This window comes from Aeromonas sp. QDB34, from assembly GCF_027705405.1.
Taxonomy (GTDB): Bacteria; Pseudomonadota; Gammaproteobacteria; order Enterobacterales; family Aeromonadaceae; genus Aeromonas; species Aeromonas hydrophila.
Window position 1 is genome coordinate 54,232 of the sequence record NZ_JAPDBT010000006.1, and the last position, 24,934, is coordinate 79,165.

Annotated in this window: 23 protein-coding genes; 17 read left to right on the top strand and 6 right to left on the bottom strand. The window is 62.6% G+C overall.

Annotated elements, in window-relative coordinates:
- From OKC29_RS10415 to OKC29_RS10460, 10 genes are all read left to right on the top strand, one after another.
- Positions 1-1,512 (top strand): bifunctional ADP-dependent NAD(P)H-hydrate dehydratase/NAD(P)H-hydrate epimerase, encoded by a 1,512-nt coding sequence (locus OKC29_RS10415; protein WP_073348988.1) that lies wholly within the window; start codon positions 1-3, stop codon positions 1,510-1,512.
- 8 nt (positions 1,513-1,520) lie between these two features.
- The gene (gene tsaE, locus OKC29_RS10420) at positions 1,521-1,994 is read left to right on the top strand and encodes a tRNA (adenosine(37)-N6)-threonylcarbamoyltransferase complex ATPase subunit type 1 TsaE (protein WP_011704860.1); all 474 of its coding nucleotides are present in this window, start codon (positions 1,521-1,523) and stop codon (positions 1,992-1,994) included.
- Complete coding sequence (locus OKC29_RS10425) at positions 1,985-3,550, top strand: N-acetylmuramoyl-L-alanine amidase (protein ID WP_043118558.1); 1,566 nt, start codon at positions 1,985-1,987, stop codon at positions 3,548-3,550. Before tsaE ends, OKC29_RS10425 begins: the two co-directional genes overlap by 10 nt.
- A gap of 230 nt (positions 3,551-3,780) precedes the next feature.
- Complete coding sequence (gene mutL, locus OKC29_RS10430; protein ID WP_073348990.1) at positions 3,781-5,646, top strand: DNA mismatch repair endonuclease MutL; 1,866 nt, start codon at positions 3,781-3,783, stop codon at positions 5,644-5,646.
- A 92-nt stretch (positions 5,647-5,738) separates the two neighbouring features.
- A complete protein-coding gene (miaA, locus tag OKC29_RS10435) occupies positions 5,739-6,656 on the top strand; it encodes a tRNA (adenosine(37)-N6)-dimethylallyltransferase MiaA (RefSeq protein WP_073348992.1) in 918 nt (305 codons plus the stop codon).
- Positions 6,657-6,726: 70 nt separating this feature from the next.
- Entirely contained in the window at positions 6,727-6,990 is a 264-nt protein-coding gene (gene hfq / locus OKC29_RS10440) for an RNA chaperone Hfq (RefSeq protein ID WP_011704864.1), read from the top strand.
- 63 nt (positions 6,991-7,053) lie between these two features.
- Entirely contained in the window at positions 7,054-8,340 is a 1,287-nt protein-coding gene (gene hflX, locus OKC29_RS10445; protein ID WP_011704865.1) for a ribosome rescue GTPase HflX, read from the top strand.
- A 91-nt stretch (positions 8,341-8,431) separates the two neighbouring features.
- Positions 8,432-9,583 (top strand): FtsH protease activity modulator HflK, encoded by a 1,152-nt coding sequence (gene hflK / locus OKC29_RS10450; RefSeq protein ID WP_073348994.1) that lies wholly within the window; start codon positions 8,432-8,434, stop codon positions 9,581-9,583.
- A gap of 3 nt (positions 9,584-9,586) precedes the next feature.
- The gene (gene hflC / locus OKC29_RS10455) at positions 9,587-10,471 is read left to right on the top strand and encodes a protease modulator HflC (RefSeq protein WP_011704867.1); all 885 of its coding nucleotides are present in this window, start codon (positions 9,587-9,589) and stop codon (positions 10,469-10,471) included.
- A gap of 111 nt (positions 10,472-10,582) precedes the next feature.
- A complete protein-coding gene (locus tag OKC29_RS10460) occupies positions 10,583-10,771 on the top strand; it encodes a DUF2065 domain-containing protein (protein WP_011704868.1) in 189 nt (62 codons plus the stop codon).
- Positions 10,772-10,858: 87 nt separating this feature from the next.
- On the opposite strand, the gene ispB is transcribed toward OKC29_RS10460, so the two are convergent.
- Positions 10,859-11,830 carry an octaprenyl diphosphate synthase gene (gene ispB, locus OKC29_RS10465; protein ID WP_073348996.1) on the bottom strand — a complete coding sequence of 324 codons (972 nt, stop codon included), beginning with the start codon at positions 11,828-11,830 and terminating at the stop codon, positions 10,859-10,861.
- Positions 11,831-12,072: 242 nt separating this feature from the next.
- Between ispB and rplU the strand changes: the two genes are divergently transcribed.
- From rplU to OKC29_RS10490, 5 genes are all read left to right on the top strand, one after another.
- Positions 12,073-12,384: a 50S ribosomal protein L21 gene (gene rplU, locus OKC29_RS10470; RefSeq protein WP_005304210.1), complete on the top strand. Its 312-nt coding sequence runs from the start codon at positions 12,073-12,075 to the stop codon at positions 12,382-12,384.
- Between the two features lie 17 nt (positions 12,385-12,401).
- Positions 12,402-12,659, top strand: a complete 258-nt coding sequence (gene rpmA, locus OKC29_RS10475) for a 50S ribosomal protein L27 (RefSeq protein WP_005339028.1) — start codon at positions 12,402-12,404, stop codon at positions 12,657-12,659.
- A 190-nt stretch (positions 12,660-12,849) separates the two neighbouring features.
- On the top strand, positions 12,850-14,052 hold the full coding sequence (gene cgtA / locus OKC29_RS10480) for an Obg family GTPase CgtA (protein ID WP_011704870.1): 1,203 nt from the start codon (positions 12,850-12,852) through the stop codon (positions 14,050-14,052).
- A 393-nt stretch (positions 14,053-14,445) separates the two neighbouring features.
- Positions 14,446-15,816: a YjiH family protein gene (locus OKC29_RS10485; protein WP_016349611.1), complete on the top strand. Its 1,371-nt coding sequence runs from the start codon at positions 14,446-14,448 to the stop codon at positions 15,814-15,816.
- A gap of 170 nt (positions 15,817-15,986) precedes the next feature.
- The gene (locus OKC29_RS10490) at positions 15,987-17,681 is read left to right on the top strand and encodes an AMP-binding protein (protein ID WP_073348998.1); all 1,695 of its coding nucleotides are present in this window, start codon (positions 15,987-15,989) and stop codon (positions 17,679-17,681) included.
- A gap of 42 nt (positions 17,682-17,723) precedes the next feature.
- Here the strand turns inward: OKC29_RS10490 and OKC29_RS10495 are convergent, their stop codons facing one another.
- From OKC29_RS10495 to OKC29_RS10505, 3 genes are all read right to left on the bottom strand, one after another.
- Positions 17,724-18,077, bottom strand: coding sequence for a hypothetical protein (locus OKC29_RS10495; RefSeq protein WP_073349000.1), 354 nt, complete (start codon positions 18,075-18,077; stop codon positions 17,724-17,726).
- A 76-nt stretch (positions 18,078-18,153) separates the two neighbouring features.
- On the bottom strand, positions 18,154-18,504 hold the full coding sequence (locus OKC29_RS10500; RefSeq protein ID WP_073349002.1) for a hypothetical protein: 351 nt from the start codon (positions 18,502-18,504) through the stop codon (positions 18,154-18,156).
- 132 nt (positions 18,505-18,636) lie between these two features.
- On the bottom strand, positions 18,637-21,609 hold the full coding sequence (locus OKC29_RS10505; RefSeq protein ID WP_073349004.1) for an HD domain-containing phosphohydrolase: 2,973 nt from the start codon (positions 21,607-21,609) through the stop codon (positions 18,637-18,639).
- Positions 21,610-21,764: 155 nt separating this feature from the next.
- Between OKC29_RS10505 and OKC29_RS10510 the strand changes: the two genes are divergently transcribed.
- Positions 21,765-22,754: a luciferase-like monooxygenase gene (locus OKC29_RS10510; protein ID WP_073349006.1), complete on the top strand. Its 990-nt coding sequence runs from the start codon at positions 21,765-21,767 to the stop codon at positions 22,752-22,754.
- Between the two features lie 235 nt (positions 22,755-22,989).
- Positions 22,990-23,490 carry a 2TM domain-containing protein gene (locus OKC29_RS10515; protein ID WP_017410311.1) on the top strand — a complete coding sequence of 167 codons (501 nt, stop codon included), beginning with the start codon at positions 22,990-22,992 and terminating at the stop codon, positions 23,488-23,490.
- 251 nt (positions 23,491-23,741) lie between these two features.
- On the opposite strand, the gene OKC29_RS10520 is transcribed toward OKC29_RS10515, so the two are convergent.
- Both OKC29_RS10520 and apaG read right to left on the bottom strand, forming a co-directional pair.
- On the bottom strand, positions 23,742-24,563 hold the full coding sequence (locus OKC29_RS10520; RefSeq protein WP_065475907.1) for a symmetrical bis(5'-nucleosyl)-tetraphosphatase: 822 nt from the start codon (positions 24,561-24,563) through the stop codon (positions 23,742-23,744).
- 6 nt (positions 24,564-24,569) lie between these two features.
- A complete protein-coding gene (apaG, locus tag OKC29_RS10525) occupies positions 24,570-24,932 on the bottom strand; it encodes a Co2+/Mg2+ efflux protein ApaG (protein ID WP_073349008.1) in 363 nt (120 codons plus the stop codon).
- Between the last annotated feature and the right edge of the window lie 2 nt (positions 24,933-24,934).

The window sequence follows — 24,934 nt, forward strand, 5'->3', positions numbered from 1 at the left end:
ATGGTACAGATCATCGGGGATGCTATCAGCGGGAAAGAGGTGCGCAGTTTACCACAATCACTGTGGCGGGCTGAACAGATCCGTGCCCTGGAGCGGGAGTGGGCCGAGCGCGAGGGGCTGGCACTCTACACCCTGATGGAGCGGGCCGGGGCGGCACTGCGCACCTACGCCACCCACCACTGGCCGCACAGCCGATGCTGGTGGATCTTCACCGGCCCCGGCAACAACGGTGGCGACGGCTATGTATTGGCCCGCCTTGCGAGGCAGTTGGGGCTGGAGCCCCAGGTGATTGCGCTGAGGGATCCCGCCGAGCTGACGGGAGACGCCAGGCGGGCCGCCGACGAGTGGCTGGCGACGGGGGGCACAGTGGTGTCGGCCGAGGCGGGCGAACTCGACCGGCTGCCGGCCCCGGACTTGGTAATCGACGCACTGCTCGGCACCGGTGTCCATACCCGGCTGTCACCGCTTATGACAAAGATCGTCGCAACAATCAATGGCTTGCAGGTGCCCGTGCTATCGGTGGATCTCCCCTCCGGCCTCAATGCCGACACCGGCTGCGCCATGGGGGCCGTGGTGCGCGCCAGCCGCACCCTCACTTTCATCGGTATCAAGCAGGGCCTGCTCACCGCCGACGGGGTGGATTGCGTCGGTCGGCTCGACTGCGACCCCCTCGGCGTCAGCGTCCCGCCCGGGTGGCAGGCGGCGGCCGAGCGCATCGATTATCCCTCCCTGCACGCCCGGCTGACACCGCGCCAGCGCTCGTCCCACAAGGGCTCCCACGGCAAGGTGCTGCTGGTGGGGGGCAATGCGGGGATGCAGGGGGCCATCGTGCTGGCCGCTCGTGCCTGCCTGCGGGCCGGCGCCGGTCTGGTGCGGGTGTGCCAGCATCCTGACCATCTGCCCGCCAGCCTCTACCAGGCCGAATTGATGGGCAGTCAGGGCGGTGGCGAGGAGAGCTGGGCCTCGGTGCGGGTGGTGGGACCCGGCCTGGGGCAGGATGAGTGGGGGCGGCGCCATTTTGAGTCATTTGTTAACGAGCAGGTGCCACTGGTATTGGATGCCGATGGATTGAATTGGCTGGCGCAATGTCCCCGTCATCAGGATAATTGGGTGCTCACGCCCCATCCGGGCGAGGCAGCCCGCCTGCTGGGCTGCACCATTGCCGAGATTGCCGCGGATCGTTTTGCCGCGGTGCAGCGTCTGCAGCAGCGTTTCGGCGGTGTGGTGCTGCTCAAGGGGGCGGGGACGCTAATCCACGACGGCAAGGGGATGGCGCTCTGCGACGAGGGCAATCCCGGCATGGCCAGTGGCGGCATGGGTGACCTGTTATCTGGTATAATCGCCGCCCTTTTGGCCCAGGGCTGGTCTGCCGCCGAGGCAACCCGACTGGGCGCCGTGATCCACGGGGAAGCGGCCGATCTGGCCGCTGCAGACGGAGAGCGGGGCATGCTGGCATCGGACCTGCTGCCCTTTATCCGTCGACTGGTAAATCCCGACACCATAACAAGCTAAAGAAGAACATGGCAAAACAGTTGATGATGACACTGCCGGACGAGGCAGCAACAGTGGCACTGGGTGGCCGACTGGCCCACGCCTGCCAGCAGGCAACCACGGTGTTCTTGCACGGCTCTCTCGGGGCCGGCAAAACCACCCTGACCCGGGGCTGGGTACAGGGGCTGGGGCATGAGGGCAAGGTCAAGAGCCCGACCTATACCCTGGTCGAGCCCTATGAGCTGGCCGACTGGCAGCTCTACCACTTCGATCTCTATCGATTGGCCGACCCGGAGGAGCTGGAGTTCATGGGGATCCGTGACTACTTTGGCGCCAATACCCTCTGTCTGGTGGAGTGGCCGGAGAAAGGGGAAGGCTGGCTGCCTGCTCCCGATCTCGACATTACCCTGAGTTATGCAAACGAGCAGCGCGAGGTCCTGATAGAGGCCCGCACCGCTATTGGCGAAGCCATTCTGGAACGGTTGTCATCTACGTGCGCTTGATCCTTGTTATTGCCCTCTCCCTGCTGGCCTTACCCTCCTGGGCGAATCAGCTCAAGAGCGTGCGGGTGTGGCCGTCGCCGGACAACACCCGGGTGGTGCTCGACATGAGCAGCGCCCCCAATTACAACTACTTCACCCTGACCGGCCCCGACCGGCTGGTGATCGACCTGAAAGGGGCGAGCAACGTCACCAATCTGGCCCGCATCGAGAACAAGAGCGAGCTGGTGCGCAAGATCCGCGAGAGCTCGCCGCTGGAGAAGGGGGGTCTGCGGCTGGTGCTGGATCTCAGCTCCACCATCAAGCCGGTGGTGTTCCCGCTGGCGCCGGCGGGACCCTACGGCCACCGCCTGGTGATCGACCTGCCGTACGAAGAGAAGGCCTCCGCCGCGGTGCAAGCCACGCCGGTGGGTGGCAAGGGCAAGGGGGTGGTGATCGCCATCGACCCGGGCCACGGCGGCGAAGACCCTGGCTCCATCGGCCCGCGTCGCACTTACGAGAAGCGGGTGACCCTGGCGGTCTCCCAGAAGCTGGCCGCCCTCATCGACCGCGAGCCCGGCATGCGTGCCGTGCTGACCCGGCGCGGCGACTATTTCGTCGATCTGAACAAACGCTCCGAGATTGCCCGCAAGGCCAAGGCCGACCTGCTGGTGTCGGTGCACGCCGACAGCTTCCACAATTCGACCCCGCGCGGCGCCTCCGTCTGGGTACTGTCGACCAACCGCGCTAACCGCGAGATGGGCAGCTGGCTGGAGAAACAGGAGAAGCAGGGCGAGCTGCTGGGGGGCGTCGGCAAGGTGTTGGCCGAATCGGACCCGAACCCCTATCTGGCGCAGACCTTCCTCGACCTCTCCATGGACAAGTCCCGCGCCGAGGGTTATGACGTCAGCCGCCAGATCCTGCGCTCGCTGGGCCGGGTTGCTCGGTTGCACAAGAAGGCGCCGGAGCACGCCAGTTTGGCGGTGCTGAAGGCGCCGGATATCCCCTCCGTGCTGGTGGAGACGGGCTTTATCTCCAACCACGCCGAAGAGCAGTTGCTGGCCACCGCCAGCTATCAGGATCAGCTGGCCCGCGCCATCTTCGAAGGGATCCGCAACTATTACCGGGCCCATCCGACCAAGGGAGCCATGCTCACCGGCAAGGGGCAGGGCAGCAACAAGCAGGCGGCAGTCAGCCGACCCGCCCCCGCCAGCAAGCCGGTCGCCGTCAGCAAGCCGGCGGCGCAACCGGTGCAGCAGGTGGTGACCAACCGGATGCCGGCCACCGAGCCGAATCGCAGCAGCGATGGCGGGGCACCGGTCAGCAGCGTCGGCGGATCCTCGTCCGGCGCCGGGGTGATCAAGCCCTACGTGGTGGCGGCCAAGGAGCCGAGCGCGCCGGTCAGCAGCGTGCAGAGCAACGACAAGGCCAACATGCTCCGTCATGTGGTCACCCGCGGGCAGAGCCTTTCCCGGCTTGCCGAGAAATACGGGGTGAGCCAGGCGCGGCTGGTGGAGATCAACAAGCTCAAGTCGCGGGATATCCAGATAGGGCAGGTGCTCTATATTCCGCAAAAATAGCGCAGGATGAGGCGCCGGCCCCGTCCCTGCCAGTGGCAGGGACGGGGCCGGCGAGCCGTCATCGACCCCCGCCGATTACCCGCGCCTTTAATCATCAGGAGTCCGTGATGCCGATCCGTACCTTGTCCCCTGTTCTGGCCAGCCAGACGAGCGTGGGCTGTGATACGGCGGCGTGGCTCTCATCCGGGGCGATTGCCACAGCCACCCCGTTCAACCAGCAGGAGTAAGCGATGCCAATCCGTATATTGCCGCCGATTCTGGCCAACCAGATTGCTGCCGGTGAGGTGGTGGAGCGGCCCTCCTCCGTGGTCAAGGAGCTGGTGGAAAACAGCCTGGATGCGGGTGCCGACCGGGTCGAGATCGACATCGACAAGGGCGGTGCCAAGCTCATTCGCATTCGCGACAACGGCGGTGGCGTTGCCAAGGATGAGCTGGTGCTGGCACTGTCGCGCCACGCCACCTCCAAGGTAGCGACCCTCGACGATCTGGAAGGGATCAACAGCCTGGGCTTTCGCGGCGAGGCGCTCGCCTCCATCAGTTCGGTCTCCCGGCTCACCTTCACCTCCCGCACGGCGGAGCAGTCCGAAGCCTGGCAGGCGCAGGCCGAGGGGCGCGAGATGAGCGTCACCATCAAACCGGCGGCCCACCCGGTGGGCACCACGGTGGAGGTGGTGGATCTCTTCTTCAACACTCCGGCGCGGCGCAAGTTCATGCGCAGCGAAAAGACCGAGTTCGCCCACATCGACGAGCTGGTGCGCCGCATCGCGCTCTCCCGCTTCGACGTCACCCTGATCCTGCGCCACAACGGCAAGGTGGTGCGCCAGTACAAGGCCGCCAATACGGTGGCGGAGCAGGAGCGCCGACTCGCCGCGGTGTGCGGCTCTCCCTTCATGCATCACGCGCTGGCGGTGGAGAGCGAGCACAGCGACGTGCGGCTGTGGGGCTGGCTGGCGACCCCGGAGGGCGCCAGGCCGCAGAACGATCTGCAATACACCTATGTCAACGGCCGCATGATGCGCGACAAGCTTATCAATCATGCCATTCGTCAGGCCTATGACGAGCTGCTGCCGGCCGACCGGTTCGCGGCCTACGTGCTCTACATCGAGCTGGATCCGCGCCAGGTGGACGTCAACGTCCATCCAGCCAAGCACGAGGTGCGCTTTCATCAGGCACGCCTCATTCACGACTTCATCTTCCAGGCGCTGTTTACTGCCCTGCGCCAGCAAGGAGCGGCCAGCGATGAGCCCCTGGCCGAGACCCTGGTCGAGCTGCCGGTCAGTGCCCCCATCGAGTATCCGGGTCAGGCTCCCAGAGCCGAGTGGTATGGCGCCGAGCACAACTACCGGGCGCCGGCTCGGGAAGTGCGGGAAGGCAGTAGTACCGGGCGGGCCGGCAACTACCAGCCGCCCGAGCCCCCCAGCCGGGAGGCGATGCGCGGCATGGGATCGCTGCTCACCACCCTGCCGGCGGTGCAGGGCATGCCGCTGGCAGAGGCAGAAACTGCGCCTGTTGCTGCCGTGCCCGCCAAAGCGGGGACGTGGCGGGCATTGACCCTGGTGGAACAGGCCTATCTGCTGCTGGAGCGAGACAACCGGCTGGCCTTGCTGTCGCTGGTGCGGGCCGAGCGCCTGCTGCTGCGCCACTGGCTGCTGGAGACCTGGGGTCAGGGGCTGGCGGCCCAGCCGCTGCTGTTGCCGGTCTCCTTCAAGCTGCCGAAAAACCTGGTCGCGCTGGTCGAGCAGCAGGATCGTTTGCTCAAACGGATGGGGCTGGAGTTGAAAAGCGGCGGGCGCGACACCATGATCCTGACTCGGGTGCCGGCGTTGCTGCGCCAGACCGATCTGGTGCGCTTATTACCCGAATTGCTGCAACTGATCGAGAGCGGATCTGACAGTGATGCCGGCCAGCAGGCTGAAGTACTATGCCAATGGCTGGTGGAGCAGGGGATAAGTCGCGAAAAAGTATACGATTTTGCCACGGCCAACCGCCTGCTGACGGAACTTGTTGCTGATTTCAGTGACCAACTGGCTGACGTTCACATGGTGCGCCCGCTAGCGCTGGCGAGCGTGCTGGCCGAGTTTGCCGATGGCCATTGAGGGGAATGTTCCTCTTGAACCCATAAACCAGTTTTTTGCAGGTGCGCCGCACGGGCGGCGACCATGCAAGGGGAGTTTTTTACGTGGCTGACTTGCCGACTGCAATTTTTCTGATGGGGCCGACGGCCTCTGGCAAGACGGATCTCGCCATCGAACTGTGCCAGGCGCTGCCCTGCGACATCATCAGCGTGGATTCCGCGCTTATCTATCGCGGCATGGATATCGGCACCGCCAAACCGAGTGCCGCCGAGCTGGCGCTGGCGCCGCACCGGCTGATCGACATCCTGGACCCCGCCGTGAGCTATTCGGCGGCCGATTTTTGCAAGGATGCGCTGCGGGAGATGAAAGAGATTGCCAAGCGCGGCCGCATTCCGCTGCTGGTGGGCGGTACCATGCTCTATTTCAAGGCGTTGCTGGAGGGGCTCTCTCCGCTGCCCTCCGCCGACCCCGTCATTCGGGCCGGCATCGAGGAGGAGGCCGCCCGTCTGGGGTGGCAGGCACTGCACGATGAACTGGTGCGCATCGATCCGGTGGCTGGTGCCCGCATCCATCCCAATGACCCGCAGCGGCTCAGCAGGGCGCTCGAAGTCTACCGCATCAGCGGCAAGACGCTCACCGAGCTGACCCAGGTGCAGGGGGAGGGGTTGCCCTATCGGGTGCTGCAGTTTGCCATCGCGCCGAGCGATCGCGCCGTGCTGCACCAGCGCATCGAGCTGCGCTTTGACAAGATGCTGCAGGGCGGCTTTGAACAAGAAGTCAGGGCGCTCTATCAACGGGGCGATCTCACCCCGGATCTTCCCTCCATCCGCTGTGTGGGATACCGCCAAATGTGGGACTACCTGGCGGGGGAAGTGGAGTATGATGAGATGCGCTATCGCGGAATTGTTGCCACCCGCCAGTTGGCCAAGCGTCAAATGACCTGGTTGCGCGGTTGGTCTGATGTGACCTGGTTGGAATCTGGTGAGTCTGGCAATCTGGCAAGGGTCGTCGCCCGTGCCGGAGTGGCTTGACACTCCTGTATAATCAGGTTGTTATATTGATATCCGGTGTTTAAAAACAACAAACTATAAGGAAAAGAAGATGGCTAAGGGGCAATCTCTCCAAGACCCGTTTTTGAATGCGCTGCGCCGTGAGCGGATTCCTGTTTCTATCTATTTGGTGAACGGCATCAAACTGCAGGGTCAGATCGAATCGTTTGACCAGTTTGTCATTTTGCTGAAGAACACCGTGAGCCAGATGGTCTACAAGCACGCCATCTCCACCGTGGTGCCGGCCCGTGCCGTCAACCACCACCAGCATGCGCCGGGCGCGGCTGGCGAAGAGCAGGGTGAAGCCGAGGCGTGATATCCCGGGACGAGGCGACTCGTCAACCCAGATTCATCATGATTCCTGTCAAGGAGCAAGCGCTTGTTTGACCGTTATGAAGCCGGCGAACAGGCCGTTCTGGTACATGTCAACTTCAGTGATGAGGGTGAGCGCGAGGATCTGGAAGAGCTCAAGATGCTGGTGAGCTCGGCCGGGGTCAATGCGCTGGGGGTGATCACCACCAGCCGCAGTGCGCCCAGCGCCAAATTTTTTGTCGGCAGCGGCAAGGCTGAAGAGATAGCGTCCCAGGTCCAGATGCTGGATGCCGACGTCGTCATTTTCAACCATGCCCTGACCCCTGCCCAGGAGCGCAACCTGGAGCGTCTGTTCCAGTGCCGGGTAGTGGACAGGACCGGCCTGATCCTCGATATCTTTGCCCAGCGCGCCCGTACCCACGAAGGCAAGTTGCAGGTCGAACTGGCCCAGTTACGCCATCTTTCAACTCGCCTGGTGCGAGGCTGGACCCACCTTGAACGTCAGAAGGGCGGGATCGGCCTGCGCGGCCCGGGTGAAACTCAGCTGGAAACCGACCGTCGCCTGTTGCGTGAGCGCATCAAGGCGATTCTGCGTCGGCTCGACAAGGTGGCCAAACAGCGGGAGCAGGGGCGTCGTGCCCGCAACCGCAACGAGGTGCCGACCGTTTCCCTGGTGGGTTACACCAACGCCGGAAAGTCCACTTTGTTCAACCAACTTACAGCTGCCAGCGTGTATGCTGCCGACCAATTGTTCGCAACCCTGGATCCGACCCTGCGCAAATTGGTGATCCAGGATGTGGGTGATGTGATTCTGGCGGATACAGTTGGATTTATTCGACACTTGCCCCATGATCTGGTCGCGGCCTTCAAGGCGACGCTGCAGGAGACCCGCGAAGCGGACCTGCTGCTGCACGTGGTGGACTGTGCCGATGAGCAGATGCAGGAAAATATCGAGTCAGTGCAGCAGGTGCTGGCCGAGATCGAAGCCGATGACCGACCCCAGCTGATGATCTGCAACAAGATCGACAAGCTGGGTGAACATCCGGTCGGGCTGGAGCGTGATGAAGAGGGGCGCCCGGTGCGGGTCTGGCTGTCAGCCCAGACCGGGGAAGGGTGTGCAGACCTGTTTACGGCCCTGACTGAATTGCTGGCCGGATCCATGGTGCACCATACCCTGCAGTTGCCGCCTTCGGCCGCCAGATTGCGCAGTGCGCTCTATCGCCTCAAGGGCATCGAGCAGGAAGGTTTCAGCGAGGAGGGGGATTTTGTGTTGGAAGTCCGCCTGCAACTGGCTGACTGGAACCGCCTCATGAAACAAGAAGGTGAGAGTTTACAACGCTTTATCAGGCATTGATTCGTCGATGAGATGAATGTTTGCTGGCTTCATCAACGGTTGATGGCCCGATAGAGATGATATCCATCCGCATGTATTAATGGAGACGCTGATGGCTTGGAATGAGCCTGGTAACAACGGCAAAGACCGTGACCCCTGGGGGAACAACGGCAAGAATCAGGGACCCCCTGATTTGGACGAGATGCTGCGCAAGGTGAGCCGCCGTTTTGGTGGTCTGCTCGGTGGCGGCAAGTCTGGTGGTGGCGATGTAGGCAAGTTTGGCCTGTCCATCGCTCTGGTGGTGGCGGTAGTGGTGTGGGTCGTCAGCGGCTTCTATACCATTCGTGAAGCCGAACGGGGCGTGGTGCTGCGCTTTGGCGAATACTCCCACAACGTGGATCCCGGCCTGCGCTGGAAGCCGACCTTCATCGATCGGGTGATCCCGGTGGATGTGGAATCGGTCCGCTCCCTGCCGGCTTCCGGTTTCATGCTGACCCAGGACGAGAACGTGGTGCGGGTCGAGATGGACGTGCAGTATCGCGTGGTCGACCCGGAGCAGTATCTGTTCAGCGTGACCAATGCCGACGAGAGTCTGAGCCAGGCCACCGACAGCGCCCTGCGTTACGTGGTGGGCCACACCCGGATGGACGACGTGCTGACCACAGGTCGTGAGAAGGTGCGCCAGGAGACCTGGCAGGTGATCGACAGCATCATCGAGCCATATCACATGGGTCTGCAGATCGTCGACGTCAACTTCCTGCCGGCACGTCCGCCGGAAGAGGTGAAAGACGCCTTCGATGACGCCATCTCCGCCCAGGAAGATGAACAGCGCTTCATTCGTGAAGCCGAAGCCTATGCCCGTGAAGTCGAGCCGAAGGCCCGTGGTCAGGTCAAACGTCTGGAGCAGGAGGCTGAAGCCTACAAGTCCCAGATCGTGCTGAAGGCCAAGGGTGAAGTCGCTCGCTTCAATGAGTTGCTGCCCCAGTATCAGGCTGCGCCCGAGCTGACCCGCGATCGTATCTACCTGGAGACCATGGAAGAGCTGTATCAGCAGGCCAACAAGGTGGTGGTCGACATGCCGGCTGGCAACAACAGCATGATCTATCTGCCGCTCGACAAGCTTTCCGGCAAGGCGAACGCAGTGCAACCGACCCGTCCGGCAGGTGCGCCGGTGGTGGAACAGACCCCGCCGTCCAACGAGGGGGCCAACTCCACTCCGACTCCGCTGCGTAGCGGTGACCGTTTCAGCTCAGGGAGAAACTAATAGATGAAAAAGATAGCTATTGGTGTCATCGCTGTGGCCGCCATGGTCTGCTTCTCGTCGGTCTTCATCGTCGATGAAGGCCAGAAGGGCATCGTCGTGCAGTTCGGCAAGGTGAAGCGGGTCGACTCCGGTGAACCGCGCCTGTACGAACCGGGTCTGCACTTCAAGGTGCCGCTCATCGACCAGGTACGCAAGATGGATGCCCGCATCCAGACCCTGGAAGGCCAGGCGGATCGCTTCGTTACGTCCGAGAAGAAAGACCTCATCATCGACTCCTACGTGAAGTGGAAGATCGAGGACTTCTCCAAGTACTACCTGGCGACCGGTGGTGGCAACAAGATCCAGGCCGAAGACCTGCTCAAGCGCAAGATCAACAACGGTCTGCGTTCCGAGATCGGTAACCGCACCATCAAGGACATCGTCTCCGGTGAGCGCAGTACCGTGATGGAAGATGCCCTGATGAAGATGGCGCGCTCCTCCGAGCTCGGCATCAAGGTGGTGGATGTGCGCATCAAGCAGATCAACCTGCCGGTGGAAGTCTCCAGCTCCATCTATCAGCGGATGCGAGCCGAACGGACTGCGGTAGCCCGTGAGCATCGCTCCCAGGGCCGCGAGCAGGCCGAGATCCTGCGCGCCGACATCGACCGCAAGGTGACCGTGATGATCGCCGACGCCGAGAGTAACGCCCGCCAGCTGCGTGGTGAAGGGGATGCCGAGGCCGCCAAGATCTATGCCGACAGCTACAAGAAAGACCCCGAGTTTTTCAGCTTCGTGCGCAGCATGGAGGCCTATCGCAAGAGCTTCGCCGGTGGCAATGACCTGATGGTCCTCAAGCCGGACAGCGAGTTCTTCCGCTACCTCAAGTCGCCGCACGGCAGCAAGCAGTAAGCGAGTCGCAATGATACCCAAGGGCCTGATGATTCAGGCCCTTTTGTTTGGCGGTCAGGGGCTTGCCGGTGTTCCGGCAGCTTGTGGACCTGGTGGTTGAGAGGAGAGGTGATGCTGACATCCATCTTGATGGGGCTGGGCTTGCTGCTGCTGTTCGAGGGGCTGGGACCGCTGCTGATGCCGCGCGCCTGGCAACAGATGCTGCGGCTGTTGAGCGAGCAGCCCACCGAGCAGCTGCGCCGCATCGGCGGCTGTCTGGTGGTAGCCGGGGCCGTGATTCTGTGGGCGCTGGCGCGTTAGAGGATGGTGCTGAGTGGGCCAGACTGTGTTTGCCGGACAATAAAAAAGAGGCCCTTTGGCCTCTTTTTTATTGTGTTCCGACTGGAATCAGGCGCTGCGCTGCACCGCCATGTGGGCCAGTGTTGCCAATGCCTGTTTGTGCTGGGAGTCCGGCAGGATGGCAAGGGCCGCGATGGCCTTGTCGGCCTCTTCCCGGGCCCGCATGCGAGAGTATTCCAGGGCGCCGGTACGGTCGAGGATGGCCAGGATCCGGTCGAGGTGCTCCATGCCGTTGCGGTGCTTGATGGCATCGCGCACCAGCTGGCGCTCATCCGGGCTACCCACTTCCATGGCTCGCAGCAGCGGCAGGGTGGGTTTGCCTTCGGCCAGATCATCGCCGACGTTCTTGCCCATCTCGTCGCTCTGGGAGCAGTAGTCCATCACGTCGTCAATGATCTGGAAGGCGGTGCCCAGATACTTGCCATAGTCGGTCATGGCCTGCTCGACGGGCGCGGGCTGATGGGTCAGCACGGCGGCGAGGCGGGTGGCCGCCTCGAACAGCTTGGCGGTCTTGCAGTAGATGACCGTCATGTAGCTTTCTTCGGTGGTATCCGGATCGTTGCAGTTCATCAGCTGCAACACTTCCCCTTCGGCGATGGTATTGGTGGCATCGGAGAGGATCTCCATCACCCGCAGGTTGGAGAGCTCGCTCATCATCTGGAAGGAGCGGCTGTAGAGGTAGTCGCCCACCAGCACGCTGGCGGCATTGCCGAACAGGGCGTTGGCGGTTTCCCGGCCGCGGCGCAGGTCGGATTCGTCGACCACGTCGTCGTGCAGCAGGGTGGAGGTATGAATGAATTCGATGATGGCAGCCAGTTTCAGGTGATCTTCACCTTCGTATCCCAGTGCGCGGGCGGCCATGACGGTCAGCATGGGGCGCATCCGTTTCCCACCTGCACTGACAATATAGAAACCCAGCTGGTTGATCAGGCTGACATCGGACTGGAGTCTCGCCAGGATCAGTTCATTGACCGCCGTCATGTCGGCGGCACAGAGCGCACGGATAGTCTGTTGGTCCATAAGTCTCGTAACGTGACGGCAGTGATGACTGCGATTTTAGCAATGGCGGGGATTCTACACGATTTCACAATGGGTTACAGTTAAGCGTTTGTTCACGGCGGCAGATATGCGCACAAAATAAACTTTTTGCTAAATTGGCCTTGCCTGAGCAAATCGATTTGCGTAGAATGCCGGCCCATTGTTATAGGTTTTTGCGCGTGTCTGGCCTTGAGCAAAAAACACGCCTTTACGGAGTTAATCAAATGTACGCGGTATTCCAAAGCGGCGGAAAACAACACCGTGTGGCCGAAGGTCAAATCGTTCGTCTGGAAAAGCTGAACGTTGAGACTGGCGCTACCATCGACTTCAACGAAGTGCTGATGGTTGCTGCAGGCGACACTTTTAAAGTAGGTGCTCCTTTCGTTGAAGGTGGCAAGGTTGTAGCTGAAGTTGTGGCTCACGGCCGTGGCGAGAAAGTGACTATCGTCAAGTTCCGTCGTCGTAAGCACCACCGTAAGCAAGCGGGCCACCGTCAGTGGTTCACTGAAGTCAAAATCACTGGCATCAGCGCTTAATTAGAGGAGTACGATAGATGGCACACAAAAAAGCTGGCGGTTCATCCCGCAACGGCCGCGATTCAGAAGCTAAACGCCTGGGCGTGAAGCGTTTCGGCGGCGAAACAGTTCTGGCTGGCAGCATCATCGTTCGTCAGCGTGGCACCAAGTTCCACGCCGGTACCAACGTTGGTCTGGGCAAGGATCACACCCTGTTCGCTACTGCGACTGGTAAAATCCTGTTCGAAGTTAAAGGTCCGCTGAATCGTAAGTACGTTAGCATCGTTGCTGAGTAATTACGGACCGCAAGGATCCGAAGCCCCGCCAACAGGCGGGGCTTTTGTTTTTCTGCAGCAGTTTACGAAAAAACGGCACGCAGCTGACCCTGGCTCTGAAAGGGTATGCTTGGCAAGATGCGTATCGCCCGCAGGGGTCTGTACCACTATAATTGCGTATCGGTTTTTCGAATTAAGGTGACGGTTACCTATGAAGTTTGTTGATGAAGTCCAGATTCGAGTCGATGCCGGTGACGGTGGTAACGGTTGTGTGAGCTTTCGCCGTGAGAAGTACATTCCGAACGGCGGCCCGGACGGCGGTGACGGCGGTGACGGTGGCGACGTATATCTGGTTGCCGATGAAAACCTGAACACCCTGATCGACTACCGTTTCGAGCGTTTTCACGCCGCCGAACGTGGCGAGAATGGCCAGAGCGCCAACTGTACCGGCCGTCGCGGCAAGGACAGGATCCTGCGCGTACCGGTCGGCACCCGCGCCAGCGATGAAGACACCGGCGAACTGCTGGGTGACCTGACCCACCACGAGCAGAAGCTGCTGGTTGCCAAGGGCGGCTTCCACGGTCTGGGCAACACCCGTTTCAAGAGTTCCGTCAACCGGGCGCCGCGCCAGAAGAGCAACGGTACCCCGGGTGAAGTGCGTACCCTGAAGCTGGAGCTGTTGCTGCTGGCCGACGTCGGCATGCTGGGTCTGCCCAACGCCGGCAAGTCCACCTTCATCCGCGCCGTCTCCGCGGCCCGTCCGAAAGTGGCCGACTACCCCTTCACCACCCTGGTGCCTAACCTGGGCGTGGTGCGTGGTGAGAACTCCCGCTCCTTCGTCATCGCCGACATTCCCGGTCTGATCGAAGGGGCTGCCGAAGGTGCTGGCCTCGGTATCCGCTTCCTCAAGCACCTCGAGCGCTGCCGCGTGCTGATCCATCTGGTGGACATCTGTCCGGTCGATGGTTCTGATCCGGCCGAAAATGCGGTGACCATCGTCCGGGAGCTGGAAAAGTACAGCCCGGAACTGGCGAGCAAGCCGCGCTGGCTGGTGTTCAACAAGATGGACCTGATCCTGGAAGAAGAGGCGCAGGAAGTGATGGATCGCGTCAAGACCGCTCTCAATCATGAAGGCCCTGTCTACGCCATCACCGCCATCAGCAAGGAAGGGACCAAGAAGGTCTGCTACGACATCCTGGACCTGCTGGACACCATGCCCCGTCAGCTGGCGGAAGATGCCAAAGACGCCATCGAGAAGGTGGAGTTCAAGTGGGACGACTACCACAAGAACCAGCTGGCCAAGGCTGAAGCCGATGCGCTGGCCGCCTCCAAGGCGTTTGATGAATCGCTGGACGACGACGAGTGGGATGACGAAGACGATGATGGCGTGGAAGTCATCTACGTGCGTGACTGACCCGCATCCCGTGCGCGGTCGTGATACCGCCACCCGATGCTGAAAAACCGGAGCCTTCCCAGGCTCCGGTTTTTTTATGGGGATCGACCGGATCACTATATAGATATATTTCTTATGTCACTTATTGCCTGCCAACCGCAACTGATTATACTGCGCACCTGAATGTAACCATGCTGAAACAATATGCTAACCAATTGCAATGAATTGATATGCGTATCTGCTTGCGTGCATTCTTATGGAAGGTTTGCCTGTATAAATATTTATGCTTGAAATGATCCATTAAAAGCTTGTTTGTGCATTTTATTGGGGTATTCTTGCGCCCGTTTTGCCGGGCGAGAGCATGGATATGCAGGTTTGCCTGGCTAAGGAAAAGTAACATTAAGGCTGTAGACCATGCTGGAAAAGACTCTGCAAGCACCTGCGCTCAATACCCGCCGCAACGTGCTGATGTTCCTGGTCCCGTCACTCATCGGGATCCTGCTGTTCATGACCCCCGTCATCTATGACGGAAACGTCACCATCCCTGTGGCCGTGCTGGCGAAGCTGGTACAAACGGTGTTTGCCGATTATCTGGTGGCCATGGTCAGCGCCATCATCACCACCACCATGCTGATGACGCTGGTAGCCTGGCTGTTCAAGCCGGCGATCCTGGTCAGACGCCCCTTCCTCAACAGCCTGTTCAACGTCTCCCCCTTCTGGGCCTGCGTGCGGGTACTGGGCGGTATCTTCGTGCTGCTGACCTTCTTCGAGGCGGGCCCGGCAGCCCTGCGCTCCGATGCGACCGGCGGCCTGGTGCTGCATGATCTGCTGCCGGTGCTGTTCTCCGTCTTCATCTTCGCCGGCCTGCTGCTGCCCTTGCTGCTCGATTTCGGTCTGCTGGAGTTTGTCGGCACCATGATGACCCGCATCATGCGCCCGGTGTTCCGTCTGCCCGGTCGCTCCGCGGTGGACTGTTTCGCCTCCTGGCTGGGGGATGGCAGCGTCGGTATCCTGCTGACCAGCAAACAGTACGAAGGCAAGTTCTACACCCAGCGGGAAGCGGCCGTCATCGGCACCACCTTCTCCGCCGTCTCCATCACCTTCTGCCTGGTGGTGATCTCCCAGGTTCGGCTGGAGCACATGTTCGTGCCCTTCTACCTGACCGTCTGTCTGGCCGGGGTGGTGGCCGCCATCGTGGTGCCGCGTTTGCCGCCGCTCTGCTGGAAGAAGGATGTCTACAGCGACGGTACTCCCCTGTGTCGCAAGCAGGAGTCGGTGCCGCACCAGCACAGCGTGCTGAGCTACGGCTATGAGCGGGCCCTGACCAAGGCCGAGGGCATGACCGACATGGGGGCAGTGGCACGGGAAGGGGTGAAGAACGCACTGGACATGATCTTCGGCGTGCTGCCGGTGGTGATGGCCATCGGCACCTGCGCCCTGATGCTGGCGGAGCACACCTCCATCTTCAACTGGCTGGGGGCCCCCTTCGTGCCCTTGCTGGAGCTGCTGCAGCTGCCGGAGGCGGAAGCGGCCTCCAAGACCATCATGGTGGGCTTCGCCGACATGTTCATTCCGGCGGTGCTGGCCTCCACCATCGAGAGCGACATCACCCGCTTCGTGATCGCCGCCATGTCGGTCACCCAGCTCATCTACATGTCGGAAGTAGGCGCCCTGCTGCTGGGCAGCAAGATCCCGGTCAAGTTGTGGGAGCTGTTCGTGATCTTCCTGCTGCGTACCCTGATCACCCTGCCGGTCATCGCCGGGGTGGCGCACCTGCTGTTCTGATCCGGCTCGCGCCTTGTCACACGGTCAACTTCGGTTGGCCGTTTTTTATGGCCGGCATTAGACCAAAGTGAGTCTTTTACAGGCCTTGTTTTTACATTAATGTAACAGGCTGCAAAAACACGCCAGCCGAGCAGTAGGCACGTCCAACCTATGTGGCCAGGAGTCACCCCATGACCTCACTGCTCAGCTACCGGGCCGGTCCCTGCGATCAGCCGCTGCTTCACCAGACCATAGGCGCCTACCTGCAACAGATCGCGGAACGTTTCCCCGACCGGCCCGCAGTGGTGGTGCGCCACCAGCAGATCCGCTGGAACTATCGTGAATACCTGACCCAGATAGACAGGTTGGCGCTGGGCCTGCTGGCGCTCGGGATCCGGCCGGGGGATCGGGTCGGCATCTGGTCGCCGAACAACATCGAGTGGTGCCTGGTGCAATTTGCCACGGCCCGCATCGGGGCCATCATGGTCTGCATCAATCCCGCCTACCGCAGCTACGAGCTGGCCTTTGCCATCAACAACGTGGGCTGTCGGGCCCTCATCTGTGCCAGTGCGTTCAAGGGCTGCGACTACCTCGCCATGCTGGGGGAGCTGGCCCCCGAGCTGGCGCACTGCCCACCCGGCCGTCTCGCATCATCCCGGCTGCCGAGCCTGGAGATGGTGATCCGGCTCGGGGAGGAACAAAGCGCCGGCATGCTCAACTTCCCTGAGATGCTGACACTGGGCGACCAGCAGGACCCGGCCTGGCTGGCCCGGGTGGCGGCCACCCTCAAACCCGATGACGCCATCAACATCCAGTTCACCTCTGGTACCACGGGCAACCCCAAGGGGGCCACCCTCAGCCACAGCAACATCCTCAACAACGGCCGCCAGGTGGCGCAAGGCATGGCATTCAGCGAGCAGGACCGGCTCTGCATCCCGGTGCCGCTCTACCACTGTTTCGGCATGGTGCTCGGCAACCTGGCCAGCATCAGCGTAGGGGCCTGCGCCCTGTTTCCGGCCGAAGCCTTCGATCCGGCGGCCACCTTGCGGATGGTGAGCGAGGAGCGCTGCACCGCCCTGCACGGGGTGCCGACCATGTTCATCGCCGAGCTGGAGCTGGCGGAGTTTGACCAGTTCGATCTCTCCTCCCTGCGCACCGGCATCATGGCCGGTGCCATCTGCCCAGAACCCTTGATGCGCAAGGTGCAGAGCCTGATGCACATGACCGAGGTGACCATCGCCTACGGCCAGACCGAGTGCAGCCCCATCAATCACATGACCGCCATCGATGCGCCGCTGGACAAGCGGGTCACCACGGTCGGCCGCGCCATCGGTCACACCGAGATCAAGCTGGTCGACCCCAGCGGAGAGATAGTCGCCATCGGTGAGCGGGGCGAGATCTGCTGTCGCAGCAACGCGGTGATGCAGGGGTACTGGCAGGATCCGGTCAAGACGGCGGAGACCATCGACCAGGAAGGGTGGCTGCACTCGGGGGACATCGGCATCATGGATGAAGAGGGCTATGTGCGGATCGTCGGGCGCAGCAAGGAGCTGATCATCCGCGGTGGCGAGAACATCTATCCGCGCGAGATCGAAGAGCGTCTTTACGATCATCCGGCGGTGCAGGATGCGGCGGTGTTCGGGGTCGACAGCGAGCGCTATGGTGAAGAGGTGTGCGCCTGGATCAAGCTCAGACCCCGCCAGGAGGCCAGCGAGGAGGAGCTGAAACAGTTCCTGGCGGCCCGCATCGCCTATTTCAAGGTGCCCAGATATATCCGGTTCGTGGAGGAGTACCCCATGACGGTGACTGGCAAGCTGCAAAAATTCAGGATGCGGGAGCTGATGAGTGACGAGTTGGCCCGCCAGCACGCCGAGGCGACGGGCTGAGGGGCGATGACAACGGAAAAAGGGCCTGCGGGCCCTTTTTCGTCAGCGTCCAAGCGGATGTGGTTGTGCCGGTGTGCGGGGGCACTGCACCAGCAGCATGTGGGTGGTGAAGGTGCTGGTCTGGGGGAAGCCTGGGCTAAACCCCGTCACCGGATCGGCGACCCCCATGCTCATCTGGTGAGTGGTGATGGTGCGCTTGCTTCTATCGACTTCCTGATAGCCGTGGGGGCAGCTCAAGATCGCCTGTTGCTGGCACTCCTCTGGCGCGCCGCACTCGATCTGGAAGCGTTGTTGAGCAGGATTGGCGGAGGGGAGTTCGCTGACGGTGGCGGGCGCCGGCAGCAGGGCGCAGCCGGACAGCAAGATGCTGCCCAGCAGGGATATTCTAGGTGACATAAGAGGCTCGTTTTCGGTGAGACAAGATAAGGGCCGGCCAGGATTTGGGTTTCCCGTGCCGGCCGCGAGGCGCGGATCAGCGCGGGGTGATGCCCATGTCGGCCGGACACTGGATAGTCAGGGAGTGGACCGTGTTGGCGACGCGATAGGGCTTGGCCGCCTTGTAGACCTTCTTGTCTTCGTCGTAGCTGCCCCCCAGATACTGGGTGCTGTAGAGCGTCTGCTGGCGGCGATCGGTCTCCTTGTAGCCCTGCGGGCAGGTCTGGTTGGCCTGCTGGAAGCAGGCCGTCATGCTGCTGCACTCGATGTAGAAGCCGCGCTGGCTGGCATCGGCCAGGTGCACCGGGGTGACGGTGGGGGCGGGGGGAGACAGCAGGGAGCAGCCGGACAGCGTCAGCGCGCCCAGCACAATGAGATGTTTTGACATAGATAACCTGAACAGTGTGGTGTGACAAAGAGTGAGGGGGAGTCTATTGCTCCCCCTTCGCTATAGGGGCACCGTTATAACCAGCCGGGGACGCTCAGGCCAGTCCGCAAATGTAAGAAAATATGACCCGCCCTAGGCCAACGCGGCCAGCAGGGCGGCTTCATCCACCTGATCCAGCTGCTCGGGGGCGAGGAAGCGCTCGGCATAGTCGCGCCAGATGCCGCTGCTGACAAACAGGGCAAACAGGGCGGGATCGATGTGCTGCTCGCGCACCATGCTCTGCATGATGGCCAGCGACTGGGAGACCGTCTTGCCCGATTTGTAGGGGCGATCGCTGGCGGTCAGCGCCTCGAAGATGTCGGCGATGGCCATGATGCGGGCGGGGATGCTCATCTGGCTGCCCAGCAGCTGGCGCGGGTAACCCTTGCCGTCCATCCGCTCGTGGTGGCCGCCGGCAATCTCGGGCACGCTGCGCAGATGGCGGGGGAAGGGGAGGCGTTCGAGCATGCGGATGGTCTGGATGATGTGTTCGTTGATCTTGTAGCGCTCCTCCTCGGTGAGGGTGCCGCGGCCGATGGCGAGGTTGTAGCGCTCGCCGCGGTTGTAGAGGTGAGTGGGCACTCGCACCTTGAAGCCCCAGGGGTTGTGCTCGTCCAGTTGATCGTGAGCGGGGCGGGGGATGAGGTGGGCGGCCTTGTCCGCCAGCAGGGGTTCGACGCAGGGCAGCGGCGCGGCCGGCTCGTTCTGGCGCAGCTTGAGCTCCTCCCGGCTGATGCCGAGTCGATCGTCCAGGGTGCGCAGCCAGGTGCGGCTGGCGATGGCATCCAGTCTGGCCAGCTTCTCCGGCGCCATCCACTCACCACCCAGGTTGCACTCGGCGACGAAGGCGAACTCCTGATCCAGGGTGCTCCAGAGTGGGGCCACCTCGCTCCTGGCCGCTTCCCGTTCGGACGCCGGCAGGCGGGCCGCCAGCGCCTCGATGTAGCCGTCGCGCTTGAGCACCTCGAAGCGGGTACGGATCTCGTGGATCCGGTCGTAGAGGGTCTCCAGCTTGGTGGCCTTGTCCACCACGAACTCGGGGGTGGTCACCTTGCCACAGTCGTGCAGCCAGCTGGCGATATGGATGGCCTCCCACTCCTCCTCGTTGAGCCGAAACTCGGCGAACGGCCCCTGCTGCTGGGCGCAGGCGGCCTCGGTCAGCATCCGGGTCAACTCAGGCACCCGCTGGCAGTGGCCGCCGGTGTAGGGGCTCTTGGCGTCGATGGCACCGGCCATCAGCTCGATGAAGGATTCCAGCAGCTGTTTCTGCTCCTCCAGCAGGCGCTGGTTCTCGATGGCGGAGGCCGAGGTGCCCGCCAGCGCCTCGATCAGGCTGATGCGCGAGGCCAGCTCGCGGGCCGGGCAGTCAGGCAGGATCAGCAGCAGGCAGCCGCTCAGCTCCTGGCGATGGTTGCGCAGCGGCTCGGCCACCAGCTGGCAGGGGCCGGGGAAGGGGCCCCAGTCCGCCAGATACTGCTGCCAGCCACCCTGGTCGATGGCGAGGCTGAGCCGCTCGCCCCGGGCCAGCTCGCCAAACCGGGCCTGCTGCCAGCGGATCTGTCCGGCCGGTAGCGGCGCTTGGCGCCACAGCGCCTGTACCGCCACCATGCCCCGCTCCTGGGCCAGATAGAGACAACCCCCTTCGGCCTGCACCGCGGCGATGGTCTCATGCAGGATGCGGCTGAGCAGGGAGTCGAAGCGGTGTTCGGCCGCCAGCGCCCGCCCCATGTTCATGAAGTTGCCGAGGGTCAGCCGCATGCCGGACATGGTGCGGGCCAGATCATCGATCTCGCGGATGGCCGACTCGGGGACCCGGCTTTCGCCAAAATCGAAGTGCTGGATCCGCTCCGCCTCCTGGGTGAGCGCCAGCAGCGGGGTGGCGGTGCGCCGCGAGACCAGCCAGATCACCGGCAGCAGCAGCAGCAGGCCCGCCAGTGCCCAACCTAGGTTGACCAGGGCTTCGTCCCGGGCCTGCTGATAGAGCAGGTCGGCCGAGACCAGCAGAGCGATGTGGAAAGGGGAGTCGGTCCCGAGGGGAGCGAGGTTGACCAGCCAGTCGCTGCCATCGGCGGCGGTCAGGTTGAGCTCCGCCGGTTCGCTCAGCAGGGTGGGCTGGCTGATGATCCGCTGCTGCAGATCCGGCAGGGCCGGGTGGGGCAGGGTCGCCAGCATGGGCAGCTGGCTCAGCTGCTCGAAGCTGGGCAGGTGTCTGGGGTCGGCGGCCAGCAGGGTGGCGTACTCATCGAACAGGATCACCTGGCTCTGGGCGGGCAACTGCAGCTTGCCGATCAGGGCCGACAGTCCCTCGACGCTGGTGTCGAGCCCGATCACGGCGCGCCGGTCGTCGCTCTCCACCGCCAGCGTCATGCCTGGCTCCTTGGTGGTGAAGAAGAGATAGGGACTGGTGGTGGCGATCCCCGCGCGCCAGCGGGCCTGCTTGTACCAGTCGCGGCTGCGGGGATCGTAGCGGTAGTTCGGCATGGGGCGGCGCTCGAGCAGGGTCAGCCGTTGATCGAAATAGAGAAATTCCCCCTTGCCCTGGCTGAGGCTCTGCACCAGCAGGGTACTGGCGGCCGGTACGCCCCCCAGCTGGGCTCTGGCCCGCTCGGTCAGCTTGCGCACCAGAAAGAAGTCGCCATCCTCGTAGCCGGCGTAGACGGCCCCATAGCTGGGGCTGTTGGCCAGCACCTCCGCCAGTTGCGGCAGATAGGCCAGGCGTTCGGTCAGCGTGGTCATGGCGGCCAGCTGGCCGCTGCGCAACAGGCTGAGGGACATGCGGGCCGGCCGCTCGTTCAGTTGCAGGGCGAGGGCCAGCTGCTGGCGATACTGCAGGAAGTTCTGTCGCTCGTGCTCCAGTCCCTGGCGCGCCCCTTGCTGGAACTGCAAGGCGATGAGGGCGCTGCCGAGCAGGGTGAACAGCAGGATGAAGAGGGTGGCGATATGCACGTAGAAGGGTTTACGACCTGGCCTGGCAGTTGTCATGGACACATCCTTGTCACACGGGCGATTGCAGAGACGATCAGCTTGCAGTGTGCCAACAGGATGACAGAAAACACAATAACCCATTCATGGATATCGGGATGTGGCCGACGGAAACGGCGCCTGCCGGGGCTCTCGGCGCCCGCTCTGGCCAATTTTGCCGGCTGATCAGGTGATTCATTCAGGTATCCCGTGCTACATTGCCCCACTTGTTACTGGTCTGTGAATCAATGGAGTGACCCATGTCTGCCATCCCCTATTCCGTACTCGATCTGGTGCCCGTGGCCGAAGGCTCCCAGCCGGCCGAGTCGTTTCGCCGCTCGCTGGATCTGGCCCGTCATGCCGAACGCCTGGGCTATTGCCGCTACTGGCTGGCGGAGCACCACAACATGCCGGGCATCGCCAGCGCCGCCACCTCGGTGCTGATCGGTCATCTGGCCGGCGGCACCAATACCTTGCGCATCGGGGCCGGTGGCATCATGCTGCCCAACCACTCGCCGCTGGTCATCGCCGAGCAGTTCGGCACCCTGGCTTCGCTTTATCCGGATCGCATCGATCTCGGGCTTGGCCGTGCGCCGGGCACCGATCAGCGCACCATGCGGGCGCTCAGACGCCAGCGCAGCGGTGAGGTGGATGACTTCCCGGCCGATGTGCGCGAGCTGATGGATTACTTTGGCGACGAGGTGGGGGCGGTGCAGGCGGTACCGGGGCAGGGGCTGCATCTGCCCATCTGGCTGCTGGGCTCCAGCCTCTACAGCGCCCAGCTGGCGGCGGCCATGGGGCTCCCGTTCGGCTTTGCCTCCCACTTCGCCCCCGCCATGCTGCTGCAGGCGCTGGAGATCTACCGTGCCCAGTATCGCCCCTCCGCCCGCTGGCCCAAGCCCCATGCGGTGGTCTGCATCAACATGATCGCCGCCGACAGCGAGCGGGAGGCACGCTTCCTGTTCACCACCCTGCAACAGCAGTTCCTGCGTCTGCATCGCGGCAACGCAGGCAAGCTGCCGGCCCCCGTCATCGAGCTGGGGGAGGAGTGGTCGGAGCGCGAGCTGGTGGCCATGGAGCAGACCCTGGCCCGTTCGCTGGTGGGCAACCCGGACCAGGTGCGTCACGGCCTCAAGGCGCTGCTGGCGGAAACCCGGGCCGACGAGCTGATGTTCAACGGCCCCATCGTCGATCATCAGGCTCGTCTGCGCTCTTTCGAGATTGCCGCCGAGTTGATGCAGGCGCTATAAGCTCGCCTGCCCGCTACCAAGGCGCTATCTTGCACAAAGCGCCGCCTCTGTCGCCCTGCTGTCAGGTGATCGAAAGAGGGCGTCCTAGGGAGGGAAGGCCGAGTTTTTTAGCACGCTCTTTTATCTAATGCACTGAATCAAAAGGAAAGTCAGGTTGGTGTCAGGGTGCTGTCGTGGCCTATGGCACTCGCCGGCCCCTATGCTGGCTCCGTCAATCAACCACAAGGAGTTCGAGATGATCGTCAGGAAGTTGAGATTGCAGCGGGGCTGGTCACAGGAGCAGTTGGCCGCCTTTACCGGCCTGAGCGTTCGCACCATTCAGCGGATCGAGCAGGGCCAGCAGCCCGGACTGGAATCCCTCAAGGCCCTGGCCGCCGTCTTTGAGCTCGAAGTGGCGCAACTTGACGGTACAAGCCAACAGGAGCACGAGATGAGAGGGAGTGACACGATGGAACGGGATGAGATACGGGTATCGGTAGAGGAGCGGGCCGCCATGCGTTATGTGGAGGGGCTCAAGGGCTTCTATTATCACATCGCCAGCTACCTGCTGGTGATTTGTGGGCTGTTTGTCATCAACTACCTCAGCAACCCTGGCTATATCTGGGCCTGGTGGCCGGCGCTGGGTTGGGGGCTGGGATTGATCTCCCATGCCATCAACCTGTTCCAGCCGTTCAAGCTGTTCGGCCCCGAATGGGAGCGGCAGCAGATCGAGAAACGGTTGGGGCGCAAGCTCTAGGGTGAGCGATGCACCATAGAAAACGGGCCCGGCAATGCCGGGCCCGTTTTGTTTTACTGCCTGCAGCCTATCTGGCGTTGGCGGGACTGTGAGTCGCGGTCAGCGCCTCGTCTTCATGGCACCACAGGGTTGCTCAGATTCCGCCTCTTATCGTCACTTGGCGTAAGTGGGGCAGGGGGTGGCGATCAGGGCATCATCTTCATAGCGCCACAGGGTGAGGCCCTGATTGCTCAGACGCACTCCTCTTATCGTCACTTGGCGTAAGTGGGACAGGGGGTGGCGATCAGGGCGTCATCTTCATAGCGCCACAGGGTGAGGCTGTTGCCCCAGACACAGCCGGTGTCCAGCGCCTTGATGTCCTGCATGCCGGTGTTGCCCATCAGGGCCGCCCAGTGGCCGAATACCAGGATGGGGTCATCCACATGGTGCTCGCGCTGCTCGAACCAGGGGCGCAGGCCCGGGGTCGATTCCTTGGGGCCCTTCTTGCATTTGAAGTCGAGCCGGCCGTCGAAATAGCAGAAACGCATCCGGGTGAAGGTGTTGATGATGTAGCGGTAGCGCTCGATCCCGACCAGATCGTCCTGCCAGCCATCCGGCTGATCGCCATACATGTTGTGCAGCAGCCACTGGTATTGATCGCCGCGCAGCAGGCTCTCCACCTCGCGGGCGCAGTTGCGGGCGGTGCGGGCGTCCCACGCCGGGGAGATGCCGGCATGCACCATCATGATGGGCAGGTCGGGGTGCTCTGCCAGCAGCGGACGGTGGCGCAGCCACTCCAGCAGTTCGTCACGGTCCGGTGCCTCCATCAGCTCCTGCAGCTTGTCCTTCTTCTTGAGCGGGGCGACGCCATCGGCGACCGCCAGCAGGTGCAAGTCGTGGTTGCCGAGCACGGTGACAGCCCGGTTGCCCAGCCCCTTGACGAAGCGCAGGGTATTGAGAGAGTCCGGGCCGCGGGCGACCAGATCGCCACACAGCCAGAGTACGTCGTTAGCGGGATCGAACTCGGCCAGATCCAGCAGACGGCGCAAGTCGTCGTAACAGCCCTGGATATCGCCAACAAAACAGTTCGCCATGAAACCTCAGTTGATAATGTGGGGGACGGCCAGCGTAAAGGGCGCGATGGGCGCCTCGAATTGCTGCCCCGACTCGTCTTGCAGGATATAACTCCCTTCCATCACCCCAAGCGGGGTGGCCAGCGGCACGCCGCTCTGATAGCGGAAGGTCTCTCCCTCTGCGATCACCGGCTGCTCGCCGACCACGCCGGGGCCTTCGACTTCCAGCATCTTGCCATTGGCATCGGTGATGAGCCAGCGCCGGTGCAGCAGCTGCGCCGAGCCCGGCCCCAGGTTCTCGATCTCGATGAGATAGTGGAACTGGTAAGGGTCTTTGGAATCCGCCACATAACGGGGGTATGGGCGGATGACTATGTGCGGAGTGGCCACGG

Coding starts and splice junctions, on each gene's coding strand:
- OKC29_RS10460 (WP_011704868.1), top strand. CDS start 10,583: ATGCTGACATCCATCTTGATGGGGCTGGGCTTGCTGCTGCTGTTCGAG.
- OKC29_RS10495 (WP_073349000.1), bottom strand. CDS start 18,077: ATGTCACCTAGAATATCCCTGCTGGGCAGCATCTTGCTGTCCGGCTGC.
- hflC (WP_011704867.1), top strand. CDS start 9,587: ATGAAAAAGATAGCTATTGGTGTCATCGCTGTGGCCGCCATGGTCTGC.
- ispB (WP_073348996.1), bottom strand. CDS start 11,830: ATGGACCAACAGACTATCCGTGCGCTCTGTGCCGCCGACATGACGGCG.
- cgtA (WP_011704870.1), top strand. CDS start 12,850: ATGAAGTTTGTTGATGAAGTCCAGATTCGAGTCGATGCCGGTGACGGT.
- hfq (WP_011704864.1), top strand. CDS start 6,727: ATGGCTAAGGGGCAATCTCTCCAAGACCCGTTTTTGAATGCGCTGCGC.
- tsaE (WP_011704860.1), top strand. CDS start 1,521: ATGGCAAAACAGTTGATGATGACACTGCCGGACGAGGCAGCAACAGTG.
- OKC29_RS10490 (WP_073348998.1), top strand. CDS start 15,987: ATGACCTCACTGCTCAGCTACCGGGCCGGTCCCTGCGATCAGCCGCTG.
- OKC29_RS10515 (WP_017410311.1), top strand. CDS start 22,990: ATGATCGTCAGGAAGTTGAGATTGCAGCGGGGCTGGTCACAGGAGCAG.
- hflK (WP_073348994.1), top strand. CDS start 8,432: ATGGCTTGGAATGAGCCTGGTAACAACGGCAAAGACCGTGACCCCTGG.
- OKC29_RS10485 (WP_016349611.1), top strand. CDS start 14,446: ATGCTGGAAAAGACTCTGCAAGCACCTGCGCTCAATACCCGCCGCAAC.
- OKC29_RS10510 (WP_073349006.1), top strand. CDS start 21,765: ATGTCTGCCATCCCCTATTCCGTACTCGATCTGGTGCCCGTGGCCGAA.
- OKC29_RS10505 (WP_073349004.1), bottom strand. CDS start 21,609: ATGGGTTATTGTGTTTTCTGTCATCCTGTTGGCACACTGCAAGCTGAT.
- OKC29_RS10520 (WP_065475907.1), bottom strand. CDS start 24,563: ATGGCGAACTGTTTTGTTGGCGATATCCAGGGCTGTTACGACGACTTG.
- OKC29_RS10500 (WP_073349002.1), bottom strand. CDS start 18,504: ATGTCAAAACATCTCATTGTGCTGGGCGCGCTGACGCTGTCCGGCTGC.
- OKC29_RS10415 (WP_073348988.1), top strand. CDS start 1: ATGGTACAGATCATCGGGGATGCTATCAGCGGGAAAGAGGTGCGCAGT.
- rpmA (WP_005339028.1), top strand. CDS start 12,402: ATGGCACACAAAAAAGCTGGCGGTTCATCCCGCAACGGCCGCGATTCA.
- rplU (WP_005304210.1), top strand. CDS start 12,073: ATGTACGCGGTATTCCAAAGCGGCGGAAAACAACACCGTGTGGCCGAA.
- mutL (WP_073348990.1), top strand. CDS start 3,781: ATGCCAATCCGTATATTGCCGCCGATTCTGGCCAACCAGATTGCTGCC.